Source organism: Pseudomonas sp. 58 R 3 (genome assembly GCF_900006605.1).
GTDB classification, from domain to species: Bacteria; Pseudomonadota; Gammaproteobacteria; order Pseudomonadales; family Pseudomonadaceae; genus Aquipseudomonas; species Aquipseudomonas salomonii.
On sequence record NZ_CVTT01000008.1, the window covers coordinates 65,190 to 83,474 of the forward strand.

Sequence of the window (18,285 nt, forward strand, 5' to 3'; positions counted from 1 at the left end):
AAATAAAACCAGAAATAAAACCCGCGCCTCGAAAGGCGCGGGCCAGTCGAGCTTAAGCCTGGGTAGCGTATTTGGCCAGGCGGGTATCGCTTTTCAGTACAGCCAGGGTGTTGTTGTGCACGTCGTCGGCGGTCACGTCAGCTTTGCTGAAGATCTGCTGGAAGTGCTCGTGGGTCACGGCCGCGAAGTGCTCGCGATCTTCCGGTGCAACGCCCAGTACCACCGCGTAGGTGGTCAGCGCTTCGCCGTTGCCTTTGGCCATGTCTTCGGACAGCTCGTTCATCATGCCATTCATGGCAATCCAGGACTTGCCGCCGTAGGTCAGGGCGCTGTTGGTGCTGCAACCGTTGGTGCCCGAGGTCATGCCGAAGGTGGCGTTACCCGAGGTGCCGTTGGTGGTGGAAGCGAGGAAGTGAGCAGGCGTACCGCGCTGGCCTTCGAACAGCATGTTGCCCCAACCGCAGTTCGGGCCACCTGGCGATTCAGCCATTGCATTGAGGGAGACAACGGTGAAGAGAGTACCAAGAAGGATCCGTTTCATAGCTTTGTTCTCTTTGTGTGCAAACCAATGGACAAGGGTTCAGGCGCGTCGCAGCGCCCTAGGGGCCAGTTATTAGTCCAACCCGCGCAGTTTGGAGTTTAGGCACGATCCCAGGGTTCCGTGATTTTTTATAAAACAATCGGTGTGGTTGTCGAGCGTGGCAGCGATTTTTTTGTAAGACGCATGCCCTGTCTATGCTTTCCCACAGCCTCGCCTTGCCAGAGCGCGTCAGCGAGAGCCAGAATGCCGACATCTGCCCCGCCTGATGTAAGGAAGCCCGATGCCTGATCCTGTTGCTGCCAGCTTGCGTCTAGCGCCCGAAGCGCTGACTCGCCCTTTCTCCGCTGAACAGTTCAGCTTCTCGACCACCAATGATTTGGAGCCCTTTCGCGGTGTGCTTGGCCAGGAACGCGCAGTAGAAGCGTTGCAGTTCGGTGTGGCGATGCCACGCCCCGGTTACAACGTGTTTGTCATGGGCGAGCCCGGTACCGGCCGCTTTTCGTTCGTCAAACGCTACCTGAAAGCCGAAGGCAAACGCCTGCAGACCCCGGCCGACTGGGTCTACGTCAACAATTTTGACGAGCCGCGCGAACCGCGTGCCTTGGAATTGCCGGGCGGCGCTGCGGCGGCGTTCATCGCCGATATCAACGCCTTGGTCGACAACCTTGTCGCCACGTTCCCGGCGGTGTTCGAACACCCGACCTATCAACAGCGCAAAAGCGCCATCGACCGCGCCTTCAACCAGCGTTACGACAAGGCCTTGGACGTGATCGAGCGCCTGGCGCTGGAAAAAGACGTGGCGCTGTACCGCGACAGCTCCAACATCGCTTTCACGCCGATGCTCGACGGCAAGGCGCTGGATGAGGCGGAGTTCTCGCAACTGCCGGAAGTCGATCGCGAGCGTTTCCACACGGATATTTCCGAGCTGGAAGAACGCCTCAACGAAGAGCTGGCCAGCTTGCCGCAGTGGAAACGTGAGTCCAACAACCAACTGCGCCAATTCAACGAAGAAACCATCACCCTGGCCCTGCAACCTTTGCTGGCGCCCTTGTCGGAAAAATACGCAGAAAACGCAGGCGTTTGCGGTTACCTGCAAGCCATGCAGGTTTACCTGCTGAAAACCGTGGTCGAGCAATTGGTCGACGACGCCAAGACCGACGCCCAGGCGCGCAAGCTGCTCGAAGAGCAATATTGCCCAAGCCTGGTGGTGGGCCACTCGGTCAACGGCGGCGCGCCGGTGGTGTTTGAGCCGCACCCGACCTACGACAACCTGTTCGGCCGTATCGAGTACAGCACCGACCAGGGCGCGCTCTACACCACCTATCGCCAGTTGCGTCCAGGTGCGTTGCACCGTGCCAATGGCGGTTTCCTGATCCTGGAAGCCGAAAAAATGCTCAGCGAGCCGTTTGTGTGGGACGCGCTCAAGCGTTCCTTGCAGTCGCGCAAGCTGAAGATGGAGTCACCGCTGGGTGAGCTGGGGCGCTTGGCCACCGTGACCCTCAACCCGCAGATGATCCCGTTGCAGGTCAAGGTCATCATCATTGGTTCGCGCCAGCTGTACTACGCGTTGCAGGACGCCGACCCGGACTTCCAGGAGATGTTCCGCGTGCTGGTGGACTTCGACGAAGACATCCCGATGGTCGACGAAAGCCTGGAACAGTTCGCCCAGTTGCTCAAAACCCGCACCTCGGAAGAAGGCATGGCGCCGCTGACCTCGGACGCAGTGGCCCGGCTGGCCACTTACAGCGCTCGGTTGGCAGAGCATCAGGGCCGTTTGTCGGCGCGCATTGGCGACTTGTTCCAACTGGTCAGCGAGGCGGACTTTATCCGCCACCTGGCGGGCGACGAAATGACCGATGCCGGCCATATCGAACGTGCGCTCAAGGCCAAGGCCACGCGCACCGGGCGGGTATCGGCGCGGATTCTCGACGACATGCTCGCCGGGGTCATCCTGATCGACACCGCCGGTGCGGCAGTGGGCAAGTGCAACGGGCTGACGGTGCTGGAAGTCGGTGATTCGGCGTTCGGCGTGCCGGCGCGGATTTCCGCCACGGTGTACCCCGGCGGCAGCGGCATTGTCGACATCGAGCGCGAAGTTAACCTCGGCCAGCCGATCCACTCCAAGGGCGTGATGATCCTCACCGGTTACCTGGGCAGTCGTTATGCCCAGGAATTCCCGCTGGCGATCTCGGCGAGTATCGCGCTGGAGCAGTCCTACGGTTACGTGGACGGCGACAGTGCGTCTCTGGGCGAGGCGTGCACCTTGATTTCGGCCTTGTCGAAAACGCCGCTCAAGCAGTGCTTTGCCATCACCGGCTCAATCAACCAGTTCGGTGAAGTGCAGGCGGTGGGCGGGGTCAACGAGAAGATCGAAGGCTTCTTCCGCCTCTGCGAAGCCCGCGGCTTGACCGGCGAGCAGGGCGCGATCATCCCGCAGGCCAACGTGGCCACGCTGATGCTCGATGAGAAGGTGCTGCAAGCCGTGCGCGACGGGCAGTTCCATATCTACGCCGTGCGTCAGGCCGACGAGGCGCTGAGCCTGTTGGTGGGCGAGCCTGCCGGTGACCCGGACGAAGAAGGGCAATTCCCCGAAGGCACGGTGAATGCGCGCGTGGTTGAGCGGTTGCGTGCGATTGCCGAGATGATCAGCGAGGATGATTTGAAGGAGGCGGAGAAGGAGCTGGCGCAGCAGGCGTTGGCGCAAACCCAGCCAACCTGATTTTTCGTCGCAGTGCAGTCAATGTGGGAGCGGACTTGCTCGCGAAGGCGGTGGATCAGTCAGTATCAATGTGTCTGACCGACCGCATTCGCGAGCAAGCCCGCTCCCACATTGGATCAGCGGTGTGTATCTACAATATCGGTAAATTCGCCACTAAATTGACTCCATCCTCAAAGACCAACGCCCGTTGGTCCCTACAACCTTGGTTTGCACCGGTTTTCTTCTATTCTCACTTCAAGGGATATCCACAGGAGTCGCAGGACAGAGACAGCCTCGCCGCGTGATTGGGGCTGAACACCGATCTACCGAGGGTCGCCGCCATGCCGCGCAGCCTTTGCCTTACCCGCCAATGCCTGGGCCTGGTCACCCGTATCGAATGCTCCATTCGCCCGCTCGCCGGGGAAAACGGGATGTGGACCTTGTTGTTTGCCGCCGGCATGACCGGCGAGCAGCCGTCCACCGTCAAATCCCAAGGCCCGTTCCATGGGCCTTTTGTGGCAGAAACCATTCTGGAGTCGATTGTGCAAAGCCTGACCCTGCACGGCTATGCGCTGGCCGATGACCCGCAGATCTGGTGTCTGCACCTGCAGGCCCATCTGCGCCAACTCAACGGTGGGCGAGAGCGATTGGCGCTGTGATGATCGTTCCCACGCTCTGCGTGGGAATGCCGCCCCGGACGCTCCGCGTCCCGCAGCCAGCGCAGGTTCAAGCCGTGGGCAGGTGACGCGGAGCGTCACGGGATGCATTCCCACGCGGAGCGTGGGAACGATCGTTGCGGTTACTTGCCCTCGGGCTTATCCAGCTTGACCTCAAAACCGTATTGCACGGTATCCAGGTCGGTGCGCTGGTAGCTTTCCAGGCGGGTGGGCTGGCCGTAGAAGTAGTGCACGTCAAACAGCGCCGTGCCGTATTCCTCGGCGCGGTGGCTTACGCCGAGGATTTCCTTGAGGTAATTGCCGCTGGCGTCCTTGGCGTAGAAACGCCAGCTGTCGGCGGGGAATTCCTTTTGGTCGACGATCAGTGCGTTGTCCTTGAGCGACAAGCCTTTAGGCAGCTTGCTCGTATCCAGGGTGTTTTTCTCGATGGTGGCCAAAAACAGCGGCACCGAGCCCACCACAAAGGCCGGGGTTTCCGGGAACAGGTTGAGGTCGTAGGTGAGTGTGCCGCTGCCGGCGTTCAGCTCGAAAGCTTCGGTGGGCAGTTCAATCGGCTCGCCGCGCTCGCCTTTGTCGTCCGCCGTGAAGAAGGTGATGGGCGCGTCGCTGTTGTTGCGATCAGCGCCGACCAGGTCGTCATTGAACGTGAATGGGTGGTCAAACACGATTTTCGCCGCGCTGGCGTCTTCGGTCGACTGGGTGATGGTCACGCTTTTTTTCAGCTGGTCCTCGGTCATGGCGGCGTCTTTAAGCCAACTGGCGGCGCTGTCGTCGTACACGGTGACCGGCATCGGCAGCGCTTGTACGCTGCTTTGCAGGCTGTTCTTGTCGAAACGCTGCACCGGCAGGTCCAGGTCTTTGCGGGTGAGGGTGGCGGTGGAGAAGTCCAGGACATCGACCTGCAACGTGTCGATTACGCCATTGAAATACACCTTGGCGTAGTGGCTGCTCTGTTTGTGCTCGAAGGCTTTTTGCTCGTCGGTAAGTTGCTTCTCAAAGTCATCCGACCAGGCCTTTTGCTTTTGCATCTCGGCCAGTTGTTTCTCGTAGAACGCCACTTGCGCGGCATTTTCGTTGATCGAGCCCGAGCGGGTCAGGTACTGCCCGGTGCTGTCGCGTGCCTGCACCAGCAAAGGGTTGGGCGATTCGTCACCGACTTCCGGCGCCAGCGGTGCGCTGTTGGTCAGTTCAATCTCGGCGTAGTTCTTCTCCAGCAACAGCAGGTTGAGGGTGACCGTGCCCTCGGTGCGTTTGTGGCCCACGTCTTTTTTCGACAGGTCGAAGGTCAGCACCTTGCCCGGCGCAACCACTTCAACCGAGCCTTTGAGGCTGACGGGTTGCGGCTGGCTCTTGTTGTCGGTCTCGATGCCTTCGATAAACGGGTAGGTGACGGTCAGGTCATCGGGGTTGGTCAGGTTGGAGCTGCTGGGGCTCAACTGGATGCCCGGGTCGGTTTCCGACCATTCCGGCTGGAAGGGGATGACCTTATTGTTGCTCAAGGTCACCGACTGCCATTCCAGGCTGTGGGGGAAGGGGAACTGGTCGGGACTGTTGAAACTGAACGGGAACACTGGCTGCAGATCGGTCAGGTAGTCGGAGTGCGAGGCTTTGCGCAGCACGAACAGGCCATTGATGTAGGTGTCGACCAGGGCCTGGGGCGTGGGGTAGTGCGTGAGCAGGGCCAGGGTGTCTTCGCCGTATTCGGCTTCGACAGGCTTGTTGGCGAGCTTGACCCGCGCCCGTTCCAGCAACAGCAGGGAGCCGCCGAGGTCGGCGATGGCGTCTCTGAGTTTGGGGTCTTGAATGCTGTCCAGCGATTGTTCGAACTTTGCGGTTTTCTCTTCGAGGGTGGCCTGCTTCTGCTCTTCTTTCGGGGAGCAGCCGCCAGCCATCAGCAACACCGCACACAGGCCAAGGGTGGCCAAAGGGGATCGCACATCCGTCATCTGAATCTTCCTGTCCGACATCATCAAGCCGAGTGAGAGGACTCGACACTAGCAGAAAAATTCTCTTACAGATGCCGTACAGATCAGTTTTCTCGTGGTTCCAGCTGTTTGGAGGCGGCTGGTATACTCGCGGCCATTTTTAGCCTGGCTGTGTGAGATCTGATGGAACGCTTTATCGAAAATACGATGTACGCCTCGCGCTGGCTGCTGGCCCCGATCTACCTGGGGCTTTCCCTGGGCCTGCTGATCCTGGCGCTGAAGTTCTTCCAGGAAATCATCCACGTCCTGCCCAACATCTTCACCATGCTGGAATCGGAAGTGATCCTGTTGCTGCTGTCGTTGATCGACATGGCCCTGGTCGGCGGTTTGCTGGTGATGGTGATGATTTCCGGCTACGAGAACTTCGTCTCGCAGCTGGATATCGATGAGAACAAAGAAAAGCTCAACTGGCTGGGCACCATGGATTCTTCGTCGCTGAAGATGAAAGTGGCGGCCTCCATCGTGGCGATTTCGTCCATCCACCTGCTGCGGATCTTCATGGACGCCAAGAACGTCGATCCGCAGCATTTGATGTGGTATGTGATCATCCACATGACCTTCGTGGTCTCGGCGTTTGCCATGGGTTACCTGGACAAACTCACCAAGCACTGATGTGCAGCGCCGGCCTTACTGCTCGACGAAGTAGTAAGGCTGGCGGTTGATCGCCATTTCCTTGATCACCGTGACTTTCTCGCTCAGTTGCTCAGTACGGTCCAGCAGCGCCACGTTGCCGGGTTTGGCTGTGAGGTAAGTGCGCAGCTCGGCTTCGGTTTGCAGGATCGGCAAGTAGGCCTGCAGGTAGAACACACTGGCCCCGGCGATGCGTTCGTTGGGCTGGAACAGCACCACGTCTTTGCCTTGTGCCTGGTAGGCCTGTACCTGGCTGATCACCGGCACAAACGACTGGCGCACGTCGGCTTTGGGGGCAAACCAGAAGGCCGCCGCCAGGTAGCAGGCAATCGCCAGGGTGAAAACCCCGCCGATCACCCTGCGGTGGTAGCGATAAATCGACGGTTTATTGGCTTTAAGCCACTCCAGCAACACCCCTGCATATTCGGCCGCCAGTACGGCGGCAGCGGGCGTGAGTGCCATCAGGTAAACCACACGCTTGCTCGACGCCAGGGTCAGCAGGGTGAACTGCGCCACCAGCCACACGCTGAAAAACAGACGGTAACGGTTACGCACCAGGCTTTTGCGAAAGTGCCACAAGCCCAGGTACACCAGGATATTCCACGGCAGGAAAGCCTCGGGCAGCTTGGCGATGTAGTAATAGAACGGCTCGTAATGCCCGGCTTCGACGAAGGAGCCGCTGAAGCGCCCGACGCTGTTGGTCCACAGCACTTCCGCCACCGACTGCATACCGCCGCGCTGAAACAGGAAGCCCAGCCAGATCAATAGCGGCACCAGCGCCAGCAAGGTGAACAGCGCCGGCTTGAGCCAGTCGCCAAGGCGCAGGCGTTTGTCCATCAGGCTGGTGCTGAGCAAATACACAAAAATCACAATGCCCGGCATCGCCAGGCCGAGCACACCTTTGCTCAAGGTGGCGATGACCATGCCGACGGTAAACAGCGCCCAGGCCCAACCGCTTGAGCCTTCGCGATCAGTGCGCACGGCCTGGTAGAACCCCAGCAGCGCGGTGGTCACGCCGAGGCTGAGCAACGAGTCCTCGCCCACGCCGCGCACATTGCCCCAGTAACTGGCCATGGTCGCCAGGATCAGCGCGGCGCAGAACGCCAGGGTTTGCGGCCGCCCGAACTTGCGCAGCATCGCGTAAAACAGCATCACACTGAACAACCCGGCAAACGCCGACGCCAGGCGCACGGCCCAGGTGGTGCCGCCAAACAGGCGAATGGCGCCGGCATCCAGCCACAGGCTCAGGGGTGGTTTTTCCAGAAAGGGCTCGCGGAACAGGCGCGGGATCACCCAGTCATTGTCCAGGTGCATGGCCATGGCGATCCCGGCGACGCGGGCTTCAGTGGAGCCTTGCAGCTCATGGTCGCCGAGGGCGAAGAAGAACAACAGACCAGCGAGAAGAAAGAGCAGCAGAGGAGCGGGACGCGTCATGGTTCTGGCTACCGAAGCAGGGGACCGCTCGGGGGAGCGGCCATGTTAATCGGTCAGTATAGGTAGCCGTTTCTTAACATTTCGTGAACGAATGTGGGGTTTTTGTAAGGCCCGCTCAGCCCCGTATTCAGGGCAGTTTCAAGCTGGGCAATGCCGCTTTGCCAGGCTCGGTGAGTACCGGCTCCAATTGCGCCCAGGTGAAGCTCAGGTCGTTGTCGCAACCGTCGCCCGTGGCACGTGTGGCGAGTTGCAAGCCTTGGGTGTTGAAGCTCAGGTCGAAGCTGTCGTAGTCGGTGATTGCCGGGCAACCTTCGTCGGTGGTGGTTTGTTTGGCCAGCCAGGCGCTGAACCTGGCAGGCAACTTCACGTGCCCGGAGTAGACGTCATACCCTTGTTGTTGGCCGCCGAGCCAGGTCCACGGGTCGACACGTTCGCCGGTTTGCAGGTTCCAGGAGTGCAAGCCCCAACTGATGCCTCGCGCGCCAGTGCCCGCCGCCCAGCGATAAAACTTCACGGTGATGAAGTGCGACGACCAATAGGTCGGCTCCACGTCGATTTCGCTGGTATAGCCCGAGCCGTTTCGCCCGAGGTACTCACGGCGCTCCTGAAAGTAGTCCGCCTGCTCCTCATCGCTGACAGCCATGGCAGCGAGTTGCTGGTTGATCTTCTGAATCGCCGGGCTGTCGCCCGCAAGCTTGATCGTGACCTGCGCGCCTTGGGCCTTGAGCAGATACGCGTGGTTTTCGAAGCTTTTCTTCTCGGTCTTCACCGGCAACGGCGCGGCTTCCATGGGCGCGTTGTAGGCATCGCTGCCGCAGCCGTCGGTGCTGATGCGTTTCAAGGCCAGTGGCAACGAGTTGGCGTCTTTGGTTTTGCTCCAGGTGCCCGCGAGCGTATCGCCCTGGGGTTTGCCCAGCGTCCACAAACCGGTATTGCCGGCTTCGACCCACGGCGCGTTGTCGCTGGCCTGGGTCAGCTGGATCGGCGTGAGAATGCGCTGGTAGTAGTAACTGCCCTGCTCGCCGTCGACGCCGTTGAAGCAGGCGGTGATGGCGGATTTACCCAGCGTGCCTTGCCATACGCCCGCAAGGTCGGCGGCGTTGGCGAGCAAGGGCGTGAAGGCGAGGGCGATGACGGCGAGGGGCTTGAGCACGGGTATCTGACTTCCGGTTGTCTGATAAAGGTCGTCAGGGTAATGGGAATGAGGTGTCTACGAAACCTGGGGCGATTCAAACACCTTCTTTTTAGATAAGGTAACTCTCGGTTTTTATATCCTTAGTCATTAAGAATATGGGTGCCTGGCAGGTTGGCAGGGTACTAATCGCTACTTTGCCCCTTGGCAGTTCGGGCGTTCTACTGCTGCTTAACCAAGGCCTTTCACCCATGGAAAGTCCGATCATCGAATACACCGACAAACAGCGCTGGTTTGCCTTAACCAAGATCAACACCCTCTCGGCACTCTCGCAGATCGTGCAGATCGGCACCGTCACGCCACTGCTTTCGCTGTCGCTGGAACAGCAAGGCGTGGAGCCGGCCAAGATCGGCGTGATCGTCAGCGCCTCGTGGCTGGCGATCCTGCTGCTGTACAAATGGGTGCCGCGCCTGCTCGCCTACCTGGGGCTGGTCACAACCAACATCCTCAGTGCGGTGCTCACCGTGGGCGCATTGATCGGCATGACCTTGACCCACCACCTGGGGCTGATTTTTGCGCTGAATTTTGTCCTCGGTATCGGCCTGATCCTGCGCTGGATCGCCTGCGACACCTGGATCGTCGCCGTCGCCTCCAAAGACGAACGCGGCCGCGCGATTGGCGTACACGAAACCCTCATGGGCCTGGGCATTGCCGTTGGCCCCTTGCTGCTGGTGGTCTTCGGCGTCGGCAGCGCCGCGCCTTACTACGCCTGCGCCGTCATCGTCCTGCTCTCCGGCCTACTGGCACTCACCCTCACACCCTACGACACCCAACCACAAACCCCGGCAGAAAAACGCCACGGCAAATTATTCAGCGTCATCCCCACCGCACTCTGCGGCGCGTTTATCGCCGGCTTTGCCGAAACCTCATCCGTTTCATTCCTGGCCGGCTACAGCCTCTCGGCCGGTTACCTGCTCACCGCCGCGACCCTGCTGATCTCGGTCTTCGGCATCGGCGGCACGCTCCTGCAACTGCCCATCGGCTGGATGGCCGACCGCAGCTCCTACACAATCGGCCAATTGGTTTGCGGGTTAGTCTTGCTGCTGGGCACATTCGCCATTCCATTCAGCCAGCCGCTTCCCTGGTTGGCGACGCTCATCGTATTCCTCTGGGGTGGGGCGATTGGCGGCATGAACACCCTGGCGGTGATCGAAGCGGGAGATCGGGTGGGGGAGCATCAGGTGTCTACGGCGATGACGGCGATTGCGATGTTTTATACGTTGGGGAGTGTGGTGGGGCCGATTGCGACGGGGGTGGTGGTTTCTTATGTGGGTGGGCATGGGTTGATGATATCGGTGGGGGTCGCCGGTGCGCTTTTCATCGCTCTGCTGACGGTGCGCAGAAACCCCGGCCCGTGATGCTTGGAACACGCCATGATGCGCGCAATAAACCCGCGCCCGGCGGCGCCTACTTCGGTGGCCCACCCGGCATTTGATGCGTGAACGCTATCGTGAAAGCTCGCGCGCCTGCCTGGCGATACGCGGTACGCCAACGCTTAACGTTCCAATTGCTCGGTGAGTGCCGCGACTCACAGGCGTAACGCGAGCTGTGTGGCAAAGAAGTCCGTAACTGCTCTGACTCTTGCGGGAACGAACCGACGCCGGGGCCATATCAGGCTTATCTCTCTCGATGAATTCATAAACTCGCCTAACACCGTCACGATATCAGGATGCTGCAGATCCCCTACCAACGAGGCGCTATTGAACATTCCAACGCCGACACCCGCCAGCACCGCGGCCAAAATGGTTTCTACACTGTTGGAAGAAAGATTGCCCTGCACGGGAACGGTGAACGGTCCATCCGGCCCCTGGAATGGCCATTGCGTCATGTCGTTGTAGATCAGGCAGTTATGTTGCGCCAGATCCTCGGGCACAGCTGGCGTGCCATAGCGATCAAAGTAGTGGCGAGAACCGACACATACCAGCGTTGTAGCCGCGACGGGCTTCACCACCGAATCAGGATCATGCTTGGGGCTGACTCTGATCGCGAGGTCGATACCATCATCAACCAAATCCCGGACACTGTCCGACAGGCAGACATCCAGTTTGATATTCGGGTGAAGTGCCAGCAGTTGCGGGATGAGCGCAACCACATGCAGCCGGCCGAACGTAGCCGGCGCCGCTATTCGAACTAAACCGCTGACGTCCCCGACACTATTGGCCAGCTCACCGTCGGCTTCATCGATCTCCTCAAGCAGCGGTTTGGTCCGGTCATAGTATCGACGGCCTTGATCGGTGAGGGCCACGCTGCGCGTGCTCCTGTTGAACAGCATCACCCCCAGGCGTTTTTCCAGGGCACTGATGGATTTGCTGATGGCCGATTGCGAATCGCCCAGTCGACGGGCAGCAGCAGAAAAGCCGCCCATTTCAGCAACGGTTACAAACGCCGTCAGTTCACGAAATCGGTCCATTGAAATTTCCCAGGCTATCTGCGCGATTCCAACACATGAGTCAATTCATTCTAAATATGAATAAACCATATGTGTTTTTTGATGATTATCACCTTAGGGGCACTTAATTAATATGGATTCATCGCCGGTCGCTGGCGCGGTCAGGTAACCGGATTAACGGCTAGCGGCTACACGGCGACGGTTACTGCATACACACATCCACTAATGAACAGGTACAGAATCATGAGCAGCGAAGTGATTGATCAGAACCAAAACGCCGTCCCTTCCTTGAGCCTTCGAGGCAAAAGGGTGGTAGTTGTAGGCGGCAAAACCGGGATGGGCCTCGGCATTGCTCAGGCGGCGCATGCGGCCGGCGCGTCGGTAACGGTCGCCAGTCGCCGCATTACATCCCTGCAGGAGCGTCCGGATCTGGCTGATTTCGAACAGATTAGCCTGGACATTCGAAACGAAGCCGATGTGCGCGAGGCGTTCAATCGCATTGGCGCCTTCGACCATCTCGCGATCACGGCCGCTCCCGATTTCGGGACTTGGGGCGCTTTTATGGATGCCGATATGCAAGGGGTGCGTAGTTACATCGAAGGCAAGTTCCTCGGCAGTTGGGCCTGCGCCCGGTATGCGGTGCCACACCTGAGGGCTGGCGGCACGATCACCTTTCTTACCGGGGGCTCGGCCGTTCGGCCAAAACTCGGTTTCACCGCACCGACGTCTGCTTTTATCGCAGTAGAAGCACTGGCCGGTTCACTGGCGCTTGAGCTCGCGCCCATTCGGGTGAATACGATTCGTCCGGGTTTTGTCGACACCGATATGTGGAGCGTGTTGCCCGCAGATCAACGCGAAGGCTTGCGTGAGAAAGTTCGCCAGAACTTTCCAGCGAGACACGCGGGTACGGCGGCCGATATTGCCCATGCCGCGCTGTTCTTAATGACCAATCGCTACATGACCGGCACTGTGATTGAAGTCTCGGGTGGAGAGAATTTGGTGCCCAGCGTGATGTGAGACCACGTCGGTCTGATTGCGGCCGACGACACACTGCCAACACGCAAACAGCCGACGCCCTCCCCAGCAATTTAGCAGAGCCTAATAACCCGACTCTGTACTGGCCTGTTTTGAATCCAGGCCTTGGGGGGAGGGGGCGACTCTTGGGCATGCAATATGCCTTTACAGCATCGGTCTGATCGTTCGGTTTACCAACGCGACGATTCGAACTCGCTATCAGCCTCTGACAGCGTTGCAGTGTTGACACCCATGACACGATTGAACTCGGTGATTGGAATGCCTCGGCTAGTCTGCAACCCCATCGCGCCGATCCTGGTACTGGCTAAGTCGAAAGCAGCACGCACGTGGACAGGCGCCGCTTCGAATAAATCAAGCCATGCTTCAAGTTCCACTTTTTCGGCAGCCAGTGAGACTTCGATATTCTCCTGCGGCTGCTCAACACGACTTTCGCTGGACTGACCCATGAGCGCTTCCTCGTATAGCGGGTGGTAAACATCGTTCGCTAAAGGCTACAGGGTTGGATCAAGCGTTTATCCACATGACCTTAATTTTAAGATCGGCAGCAGCTGAGCGGGTGGCGTGGTTGAGCAGGTTTATTTCGAGTGAGCGAAGGGACGCTGAGCACTGAAGATTCTTAAAGCCGAGTTGCTGCATGGCGACTCGGCTTTTTGGGCTGTGGCTATTGCGGGGACGGTGAGCTTGTGGGCGGCAGTAGGGTCAACACCCGCTCGATCAATAACTCACCGAGCACGATTAATTGTTGGCTACCCAAAACCTTCTGACGGTTTTCACCTTCGAGTTCGAAAGCCAGGTCAGTGGTGATAGCGTTCAGCGAGGCAAGGGTTTCGCTGGCTTGAATCAGGAGGGTTTCGGGGTCGATGTTTTGAGCGACCGTGAAAAGGCTCGCTGGGGGATTGGGGGGGATTTTTTTCATGGCGCAAACTCCTTGATTGGTGGAGTCGCCAGGCATCGCTGCTAAACGAAGTGGGTGGCGACTGTACGCGGGTTAGCAGACCAGGAATCAAGGAACCCAGCGCACCCGAAAGTGCCCCACGCACAGCGGCCATAACGCAGTCCAGCAGATGCTGAACGGATGGTGGCGTTGCAGGCCTTGATATTAACCGAGCTGCTAAACCCGGTCGCTGATTTTGCAGCGACGGGAGGAGGTTAGCCGTGTAGATGGGGTGGGAACAGTTCACCAACGGCGCGATGTCTTGAAGGAAAAATCCGAAGGCATGCTGGCTGGGGTTTTCAGACCTCAGAAACAACGAAACCTGCACTGGGCGGGTTTTGTCGATGCTTTGAATTGGTGGGCCGGGATAATCTGAAATGGAAATCCGGGGCGGTTCACTGGATTAATTTGATAGCAATAAACCGGAGGCTCCCACGGATTGCCTGCGGTATGTTGACAATCATGCGATCCACACGGGAATGGCAATGATCGACACGGCATTGGAAACAAGGCTCGCTTGCGAAAACTGGAGTGAGCATCTACATCGCGTAAACGCCAGCGGCTTTAGCGTCATTGAGAACCTGCTCGACCCAGACGTCTGCCAGGGTCTTATCGATAGCTACTGCGAACCGGCCATTTTTAGGTCGTGTATCAATATGGGCAGCCACGGCTTCGGTTTAGGGCAATATAAATATTTTGCATACCCGCTGCCGCCTATTATCGCCACATTGAGATCCTGTGTTTACCCGCAGATGGTTCCACTGGCCAACTATTGGAACACTAAACTTGGCCTTGAACCTCCCTATCCCGAACGCCACGAAGACTTTCTAAGCCAGTGCCATGATGCCCGGCAAGAGCGCCCCACGCCGCTGCTGCTGCGCTACGGTGCAGGCGATTACAATTGCCTGCACCGCGACCTGTATGGAGACATTCTGTTTCCCGTGCAGATGGCTATCCTCCTGTCTGAGCCCAATGACGACTTTAGCGGCGGCGAATTCGTGCTTACCGAACAGCGGCCACGGATGCAGTCCAGGGTCAGCGTGGTGCCGTTGCGCAAGGGCGATGCAGTGATTTTTGCCGTCAACCGCAGGCCCGTTAAGGGGGCCAGAGGCTTCTACTCCGTATTTACACGCCACGGCGTGAGCGAGGTCAGAGCGGGGGACCGGTTTACCCTTGGGGTAATATTTCATGATGCGCAGTGATGGACGGCCAAGCGTTCGAATTTGAAAGCAAGACTCGGAGTTTTAATGCGCTTCAATAGCGATAGGCTTGTGCAAATTGCGAAAGTGGGGTGTTGCCATGGAATGCGTTAAAGACCAAACCATCCAGCCCGTGCTGAAGGCCGAGGACGATCCGCGCTGGAGTATTCTCGTCAACCGCCAGGCTGATGCAAACCTCGATTTCGTCTACGGCGTGCTGACAACCGGGGTTTACTGCAAACCCTTCAGTCCGACCAAGCTGCCTCGGCCGGAAAATATCGTGTTTTTCGACACCGCAGCCGAAGCCGAAAGGGCCGGGTTTCGCCCCTCCAAGCGCGACAGCAGCAACCCGGCGGTCGTCGCCCAAAAGCATGCGGTGGCTGTTGCCGAAGCCTGCCGGCTTATCGACGTATCGGACATGGTTCCCAACCTGGGTGATCTGGCCGAACAGGTGGGCATGAGCAGCTTCCACTTCCACCGAGTCTTCAAGAAACTCACGGGCCTCACGCCTAAAGCCTACAGCGTCGCTTCGTTGCGTTCGCGCGTCAGAGACCAGCTTTCGCTCAGCGGCACCATCACCGACGCTCTTTATGAGGCGGGCTTTAACTCAAACAGTCGATTCTATGAAGCGTCTCAAAATATCCTCGGCATGAAACCCACCGAGTACCGTGCAGGGGGGGCCAATGTGGATATCAAATTCGCATTGGGCGAAAGCGCGCTGGGCTCGATCCTGGTGGCCAGAAGCGCGCGCGGCATTTGCGCGATTTTATTGGGCGATGACCCTAATGCGTTGGTGGAGAGCTTTCAGGACCAGTTCCCCAACGCCAACCTGATTGGTGGCGACGCCGAGTTCGAGGAGCTGGTGGCCACTGTCGTCGGCTTTGTCGAATCGCCGGGCACAGGCCTTGCGCTGCCGTTGGACATCCGCGGCACCGTATTCCAAGAGCGGGTTTGGCAGGCGCTGAGGGACATTCCCGCAGGAACGACCGAGACTTACGCCCAGGTCGCCGCGCGGATAGGTATGCCCAGTGCCACCCGTGCAGTGGCCAACGCATGCGGGGCCAATAAGCTCGCGGTGGCGATTCCATGCCATCGCGTGGTGCGCAGTGATGGATCCTTGTCTGGCTACCGTTGGGGAGTGGAGCGTAAGCGCAAATTGATCGAGCGCGAGAAGAGCATGCACGCGACACAAGTTGCTGGATGAACTGCGCCGGATGGGGACTTGACGGGGGGAGGACGCGTAATGAGGCGTTGGAAAGTCATAGATTCCCACGGCAAGCCCGCCCTCAGTTCCAAGCCGGGTCAGTTTGGCGGGCATAAAGGAAGCAAGATCTACGGGCTCCTGGACTGCCCGGCTGCACTGCGGGCATTGAGCAAAGGCGGATATGTGAAGGATCGTGTGTTTTTTATCGATGAACAGACTGCGCGATTGGCAGGCTATCGCCCCTGCTTTCGATGCATGCCCGCCAGTTACCGTGAGTGGAAGCTGACAACTGAAGGGCTCATAAAGGGGGAGGTGATAACAAAGCAATGTGAACCTTAGACTATCGCTGTATCCGCGGTTATCAACTTGATAAAGCACGAAACTTGGCAGGCCCGAACGGTTAAGTAACAGCGTGCATGTGAAATTTTGTGCGCGAAAAAAACCATAGTGCGGATCCTGCAGCGGGATGCGTTCTGTGTGGCGTGTGAAAAATTAGATATTAAAAATATAAAAGCAAGAAACAGAGTTTTCCATGAAATGTTTTGCAATATTTTGACCCTGCCCCTCGTAATCAGTGTAGTGCTGACGCGAGGTGCAAGGCTATTGCATCGCCGACATGCGATATGCCGAACGATAATGCTTTGGTTCTATCGATAAACCTAATCATTTGGGGTGGCGCAATGGATGTGCAGGCAACTGAAGACTTTGAACGTCTTATGAACCGTTTGGGTGAAACAGAGCTATATCATGACGGCGAAGACTGGGTAGAATGTGAATCTGTCTGGAAACGCCCCCTTCGACCGCAAGCTTTTCCCTACACTACATTTGACAGCGTTACGCAAAGTACGCTGTTCAATTATTCATCCCTGACAATGAATCGAACGCTTACGGCGCTGTACGAACAAGATTTTCTCTACCTGCCTGCTACGTCCAACAATATTATAGAAGACCTCAAAACTGCCTATAGCACTCCGCTGAGAACGCTGGCAAATGAGCTGATTGCCCCGCTTGAGGAAAAGGTTTTGGGTGATCTACAGGCTCAGGTAAAAGTCGGTGGGGGGTGGAACAAGGAGCTGTTCAAGTGCTTTCTTGCAGAAAAACTGGAACCTCATGGCGACGCCGTATTAGATACTTTGAGCCTGATTCAGAGTGCCGATGACCCGCAATTGATGCTGAAGTTGTTACTGATGCAACACGCCGTGGATTTCCTTCCTGAGTCTTCGCACATGGCGAGGTTTGCAAAAGGCGATTATGGCGACGCGCAATCTGCAGTATTCCGCGTATTACTCGATGAGTTCGGTTATGGCAAACATGCGACAAAGCACAGTACGCTGTTCAAGTCGACGCTGAAATCTATCGGCATGCTGGATAATTCCCATGCTTATTGGAATTTCTACCTGACGTCTTCGCTGCTCAACAATAACTACTTCCATAAATTGACGCGAAGCCCGGAATGCTTTTTTGAATACGTCGGCGCAATCACTTATGCAGAGAACTCGTTCGGGCCTTATTGCGGCAGAGTCAGGAACTTACTGTTGCAACACTTTCCTGATGTGGACGCGCGCTATTACACCGAACACGTGCATATCGACGACTTCCATGGTTCCATGACCTTGAATGAAATTTTATTGCCGCTGGCGGAACGCTACGGGCCGACGGTGTATCCCGAGTTTGTGCGTGGTATTGAAATGTCCTGCATGCTCCAGCAGATCATGGAAGATGATTTGTGCGCGCAGATCACCTGGATGAACAAGCGCCCCCTCTATCGCCAGCTGGCGATGGATATCAAACAGAGGGTGTTGAAAAACATCGAAAACATCCCTGTCGCCTACCTCAATGAGCCCAAGAACGAGCTGTCTGTTCCGCACGTTCATGATGGTGACGAGTTTTGTATTGTCGATGAAGGCTTGCTGCGGTTTTGTCACGGCCCGGATTGTTTCAGTGATCTGTCGCCCGGCGACTGTGTGGTGATCGCAAAAAACCGGCTGCACGGTGCGCTGGTCTTGTCTGACTTTTGCAAATATCGAATTCTGTCTATCGGGGATTATCGCCAATATGCAACTTATAGCCTTTGATCGATCTCAGACACCGCCGGTTATCAAGACGGTCAGTAAATATATCCAAATGCAGCGCGACGACGACGGGCAGATAAAGTTCAAGGACATGACCTGCCGGCATCGAGGCGGCCCGCTGACCCATGGCACTGAAGACAATGAGTCGGTGATCTGTCCCTGGCATGGCAAAAAGACTAAGAAGTGCAAGATTGATTACCTGGATATAGCCTTCGTGGAAAACGCGAACACGGTCTGGGTTGGGCTTAACGATTTCGAAAGGCTTATTTACAACGTCTGATCAAACCCGCTGAAC

At 57.7% G+C, this 18,285-nt stretch carries 17 protein-coding genes; 10 read left to right on the forward strand and 7 right to left on the reverse strand.

Annotation, left to right across the window (positions count from 1 at the left end):
• Window positions 1–52: 52 nt before the first annotated feature.
• Entirely contained in the window at window positions 53–541 is a 489-nt protein-coding gene (locus BFP92_RS00530; protein WP_017139294.1) for a DUF3015 domain-containing protein, read from the reverse strand.
• Between the two features lie 280 nt (window positions 542–821).
• On the opposite strand from BFP92_RS00530, the gene BFP92_RS00535 reads away from it, so the two are divergent.
• Together BFP92_RS00535 and BFP92_RS00540 are read left to right on the forward strand one after the other, a co-directional pair.
• Complete coding sequence (locus BFP92_RS00535; protein WP_065911149.1) at window positions 822–3,260, forward strand: Lon protease family protein; 2,439 nt, start codon at window positions 822–824, stop codon at window positions 3,258–3,260.
• Window positions 3,261–3,580: 320 nt separating this feature from the next.
• A complete protein-coding gene (locus BFP92_RS00540; RefSeq protein ID WP_065911150.1) occupies window positions 3,581–3,898 on the forward strand; it encodes a PA4575 family protein in 318 nt (105 codons plus the stop codon).
• 140 nt (window positions 3,899–4,038) lie between these two features.
• Here the strand turns inward: BFP92_RS00540 and BFP92_RS00545 are convergent, their stop codons facing one another.
• The gene (locus tag BFP92_RS00545; protein ID WP_065911151.1) at window positions 4,039–5,862 is read right to left on the reverse strand and encodes a hypothetical protein; all 1,824 of its coding nucleotides are present in this window, start codon (window positions 5,860–5,862) and stop codon (window positions 4,039–4,041) included.
• Window positions 5,863–6,024: 162 nt separating this feature from the next.
• Here BFP92_RS00545 and BFP92_RS00550 point away from each other — a divergent pair, with 162 nt between their 5' ends.
• Window positions 6,025–6,513, forward strand: coding sequence for a TIGR00645 family protein (locus BFP92_RS00550; protein ID WP_017139291.1), 489 nt, complete (start codon window positions 6,025–6,027; stop codon window positions 6,511–6,513).
• Between the two features lie 15 nt (window positions 6,514–6,528).
• On the opposite strand, the gene BFP92_RS00555 is transcribed toward BFP92_RS00550, so the two are convergent.
• The gene (locus tag BFP92_RS00555) at window positions 6,529–7,965 is read right to left on the reverse strand and encodes an ArnT family glycosyltransferase (RefSeq protein ID WP_065911152.1); all 1,437 of its coding nucleotides are present in this window, start codon (window positions 7,963–7,965) and stop codon (window positions 6,529–6,531) included.
• 127 nt (window positions 7,966–8,092) lie between these two features.
• A complete protein-coding gene (locus BFP92_RS00560; RefSeq protein WP_065911153.1) occupies window positions 8,093–9,118 on the reverse strand; it encodes a hypothetical protein in 1,026 nt (341 codons plus the stop codon).
• 230 nt (window positions 9,119–9,348) lie between these two features.
• Here BFP92_RS00560 and BFP92_RS00565 point away from each other — a divergent pair, with 230 nt between their 5' ends.
• Complete coding sequence (locus BFP92_RS00565; protein WP_065911154.1) at window positions 9,349–10,515, forward strand: MFS transporter; 1,167 nt, start codon at window positions 9,349–9,351, stop codon at window positions 10,513–10,515.
• 170 nt (window positions 10,516–10,685) lie between these two features.
• Here BFP92_RS00565 and BFP92_RS00570 read toward each other — a convergent pair whose 3' ends face one another.
• Window positions 10,686–11,567 carry a LysR family transcriptional regulator gene (locus BFP92_RS00570; protein WP_065911155.1) on the reverse strand — a complete coding sequence of 294 codons (882 nt, stop codon included), beginning with the start codon at window positions 11,565–11,567 and terminating at the stop codon, window positions 10,686–10,688.
• Window positions 11,568–11,789: 222 nt separating this feature from the next.
• Here BFP92_RS00570 and BFP92_RS00575 point away from each other — a divergent pair, with 222 nt between their 5' ends.
• The gene (locus BFP92_RS00575) at window positions 11,790–12,563 is read left to right on the forward strand and encodes an SDR family oxidoreductase (RefSeq protein WP_065911156.1); all 774 of its coding nucleotides are present in this window, start codon (window positions 11,790–11,792) and stop codon (window positions 12,561–12,563) included.
• Between the two features lie 188 nt (window positions 12,564–12,751).
• Here the strand turns inward: BFP92_RS00575 and BFP92_RS00580 are convergent, their stop codons facing one another.
• Together BFP92_RS00580 and BFP92_RS00585 are read right to left on the reverse strand one after the other, a co-directional pair.
• Window positions 12,752–13,027 (reverse strand): hypothetical protein, encoded by a 276-nt coding sequence (locus tag BFP92_RS00580; RefSeq protein WP_065911157.1) that lies wholly within the window; start codon window positions 13,025–13,027, stop codon window positions 12,752–12,754.
• Window positions 13,028–13,242: 215 nt separating this feature from the next.
• Window positions 13,243–13,497: a DUF6124 family protein gene (locus tag BFP92_RS00585; RefSeq protein ID WP_065911158.1), complete on the reverse strand. Its 255-nt coding sequence runs from the start codon at window positions 13,495–13,497 to the stop codon at window positions 13,243–13,245.
• Between the two features lie 503 nt (window positions 13,498–14,000).
• Here BFP92_RS00585 and BFP92_RS00590 point away from each other — a divergent pair.
• The 5 genes from BFP92_RS00590 (at window position 14,001) to BFP92_RS00610 (ending at window position 18,270) form a co-directional block, all read left to right on the forward strand.
• Window positions 14,001–14,717, forward strand: a complete 717-nt coding sequence (locus BFP92_RS00590) for a 2OG-Fe(II) oxygenase (protein ID WP_204839893.1) — start codon at window positions 14,001–14,003, stop codon at window positions 14,715–14,717.
• Between the two features lie 97 nt (window positions 14,718–14,814).
• A complete protein-coding gene (gene ada, locus BFP92_RS00595) occupies window positions 14,815–15,918 on the forward strand; it encodes a bifunctional DNA-binding transcriptional regulator/O6-methylguanine-DNA methyltransferase Ada (RefSeq protein WP_065911160.1) in 1,104 nt (367 codons plus the stop codon).
• Window positions 15,919–15,957: 39 nt separating this feature from the next.
• Entirely contained in the window at window positions 15,958–16,257 is a 300-nt protein-coding gene (locus tag BFP92_RS00600; protein WP_065911161.1) for an Ada metal-binding domain-containing protein, read from the forward strand.
• Window positions 16,258–16,541: 284 nt separating this feature from the next.
• Window positions 16,542–17,993, forward strand: coding sequence for an iron-containing redox enzyme family protein (locus BFP92_RS00605; protein WP_239694221.1), 1,452 nt, complete (start codon window positions 16,542–16,544; stop codon window positions 17,991–17,993).
• A complete protein-coding gene (locus BFP92_RS00610; protein WP_083221676.1) occupies window positions 17,974–18,270 on the forward strand; it encodes a Rieske (2Fe-2S) protein in 297 nt (98 codons plus the stop codon). The genes BFP92_RS00605 and BFP92_RS00610 overlap by 20 nt, the downstream gene beginning before the upstream one ends.
• Window positions 18,271–18,285 lie beyond the last annotated feature (15 nt).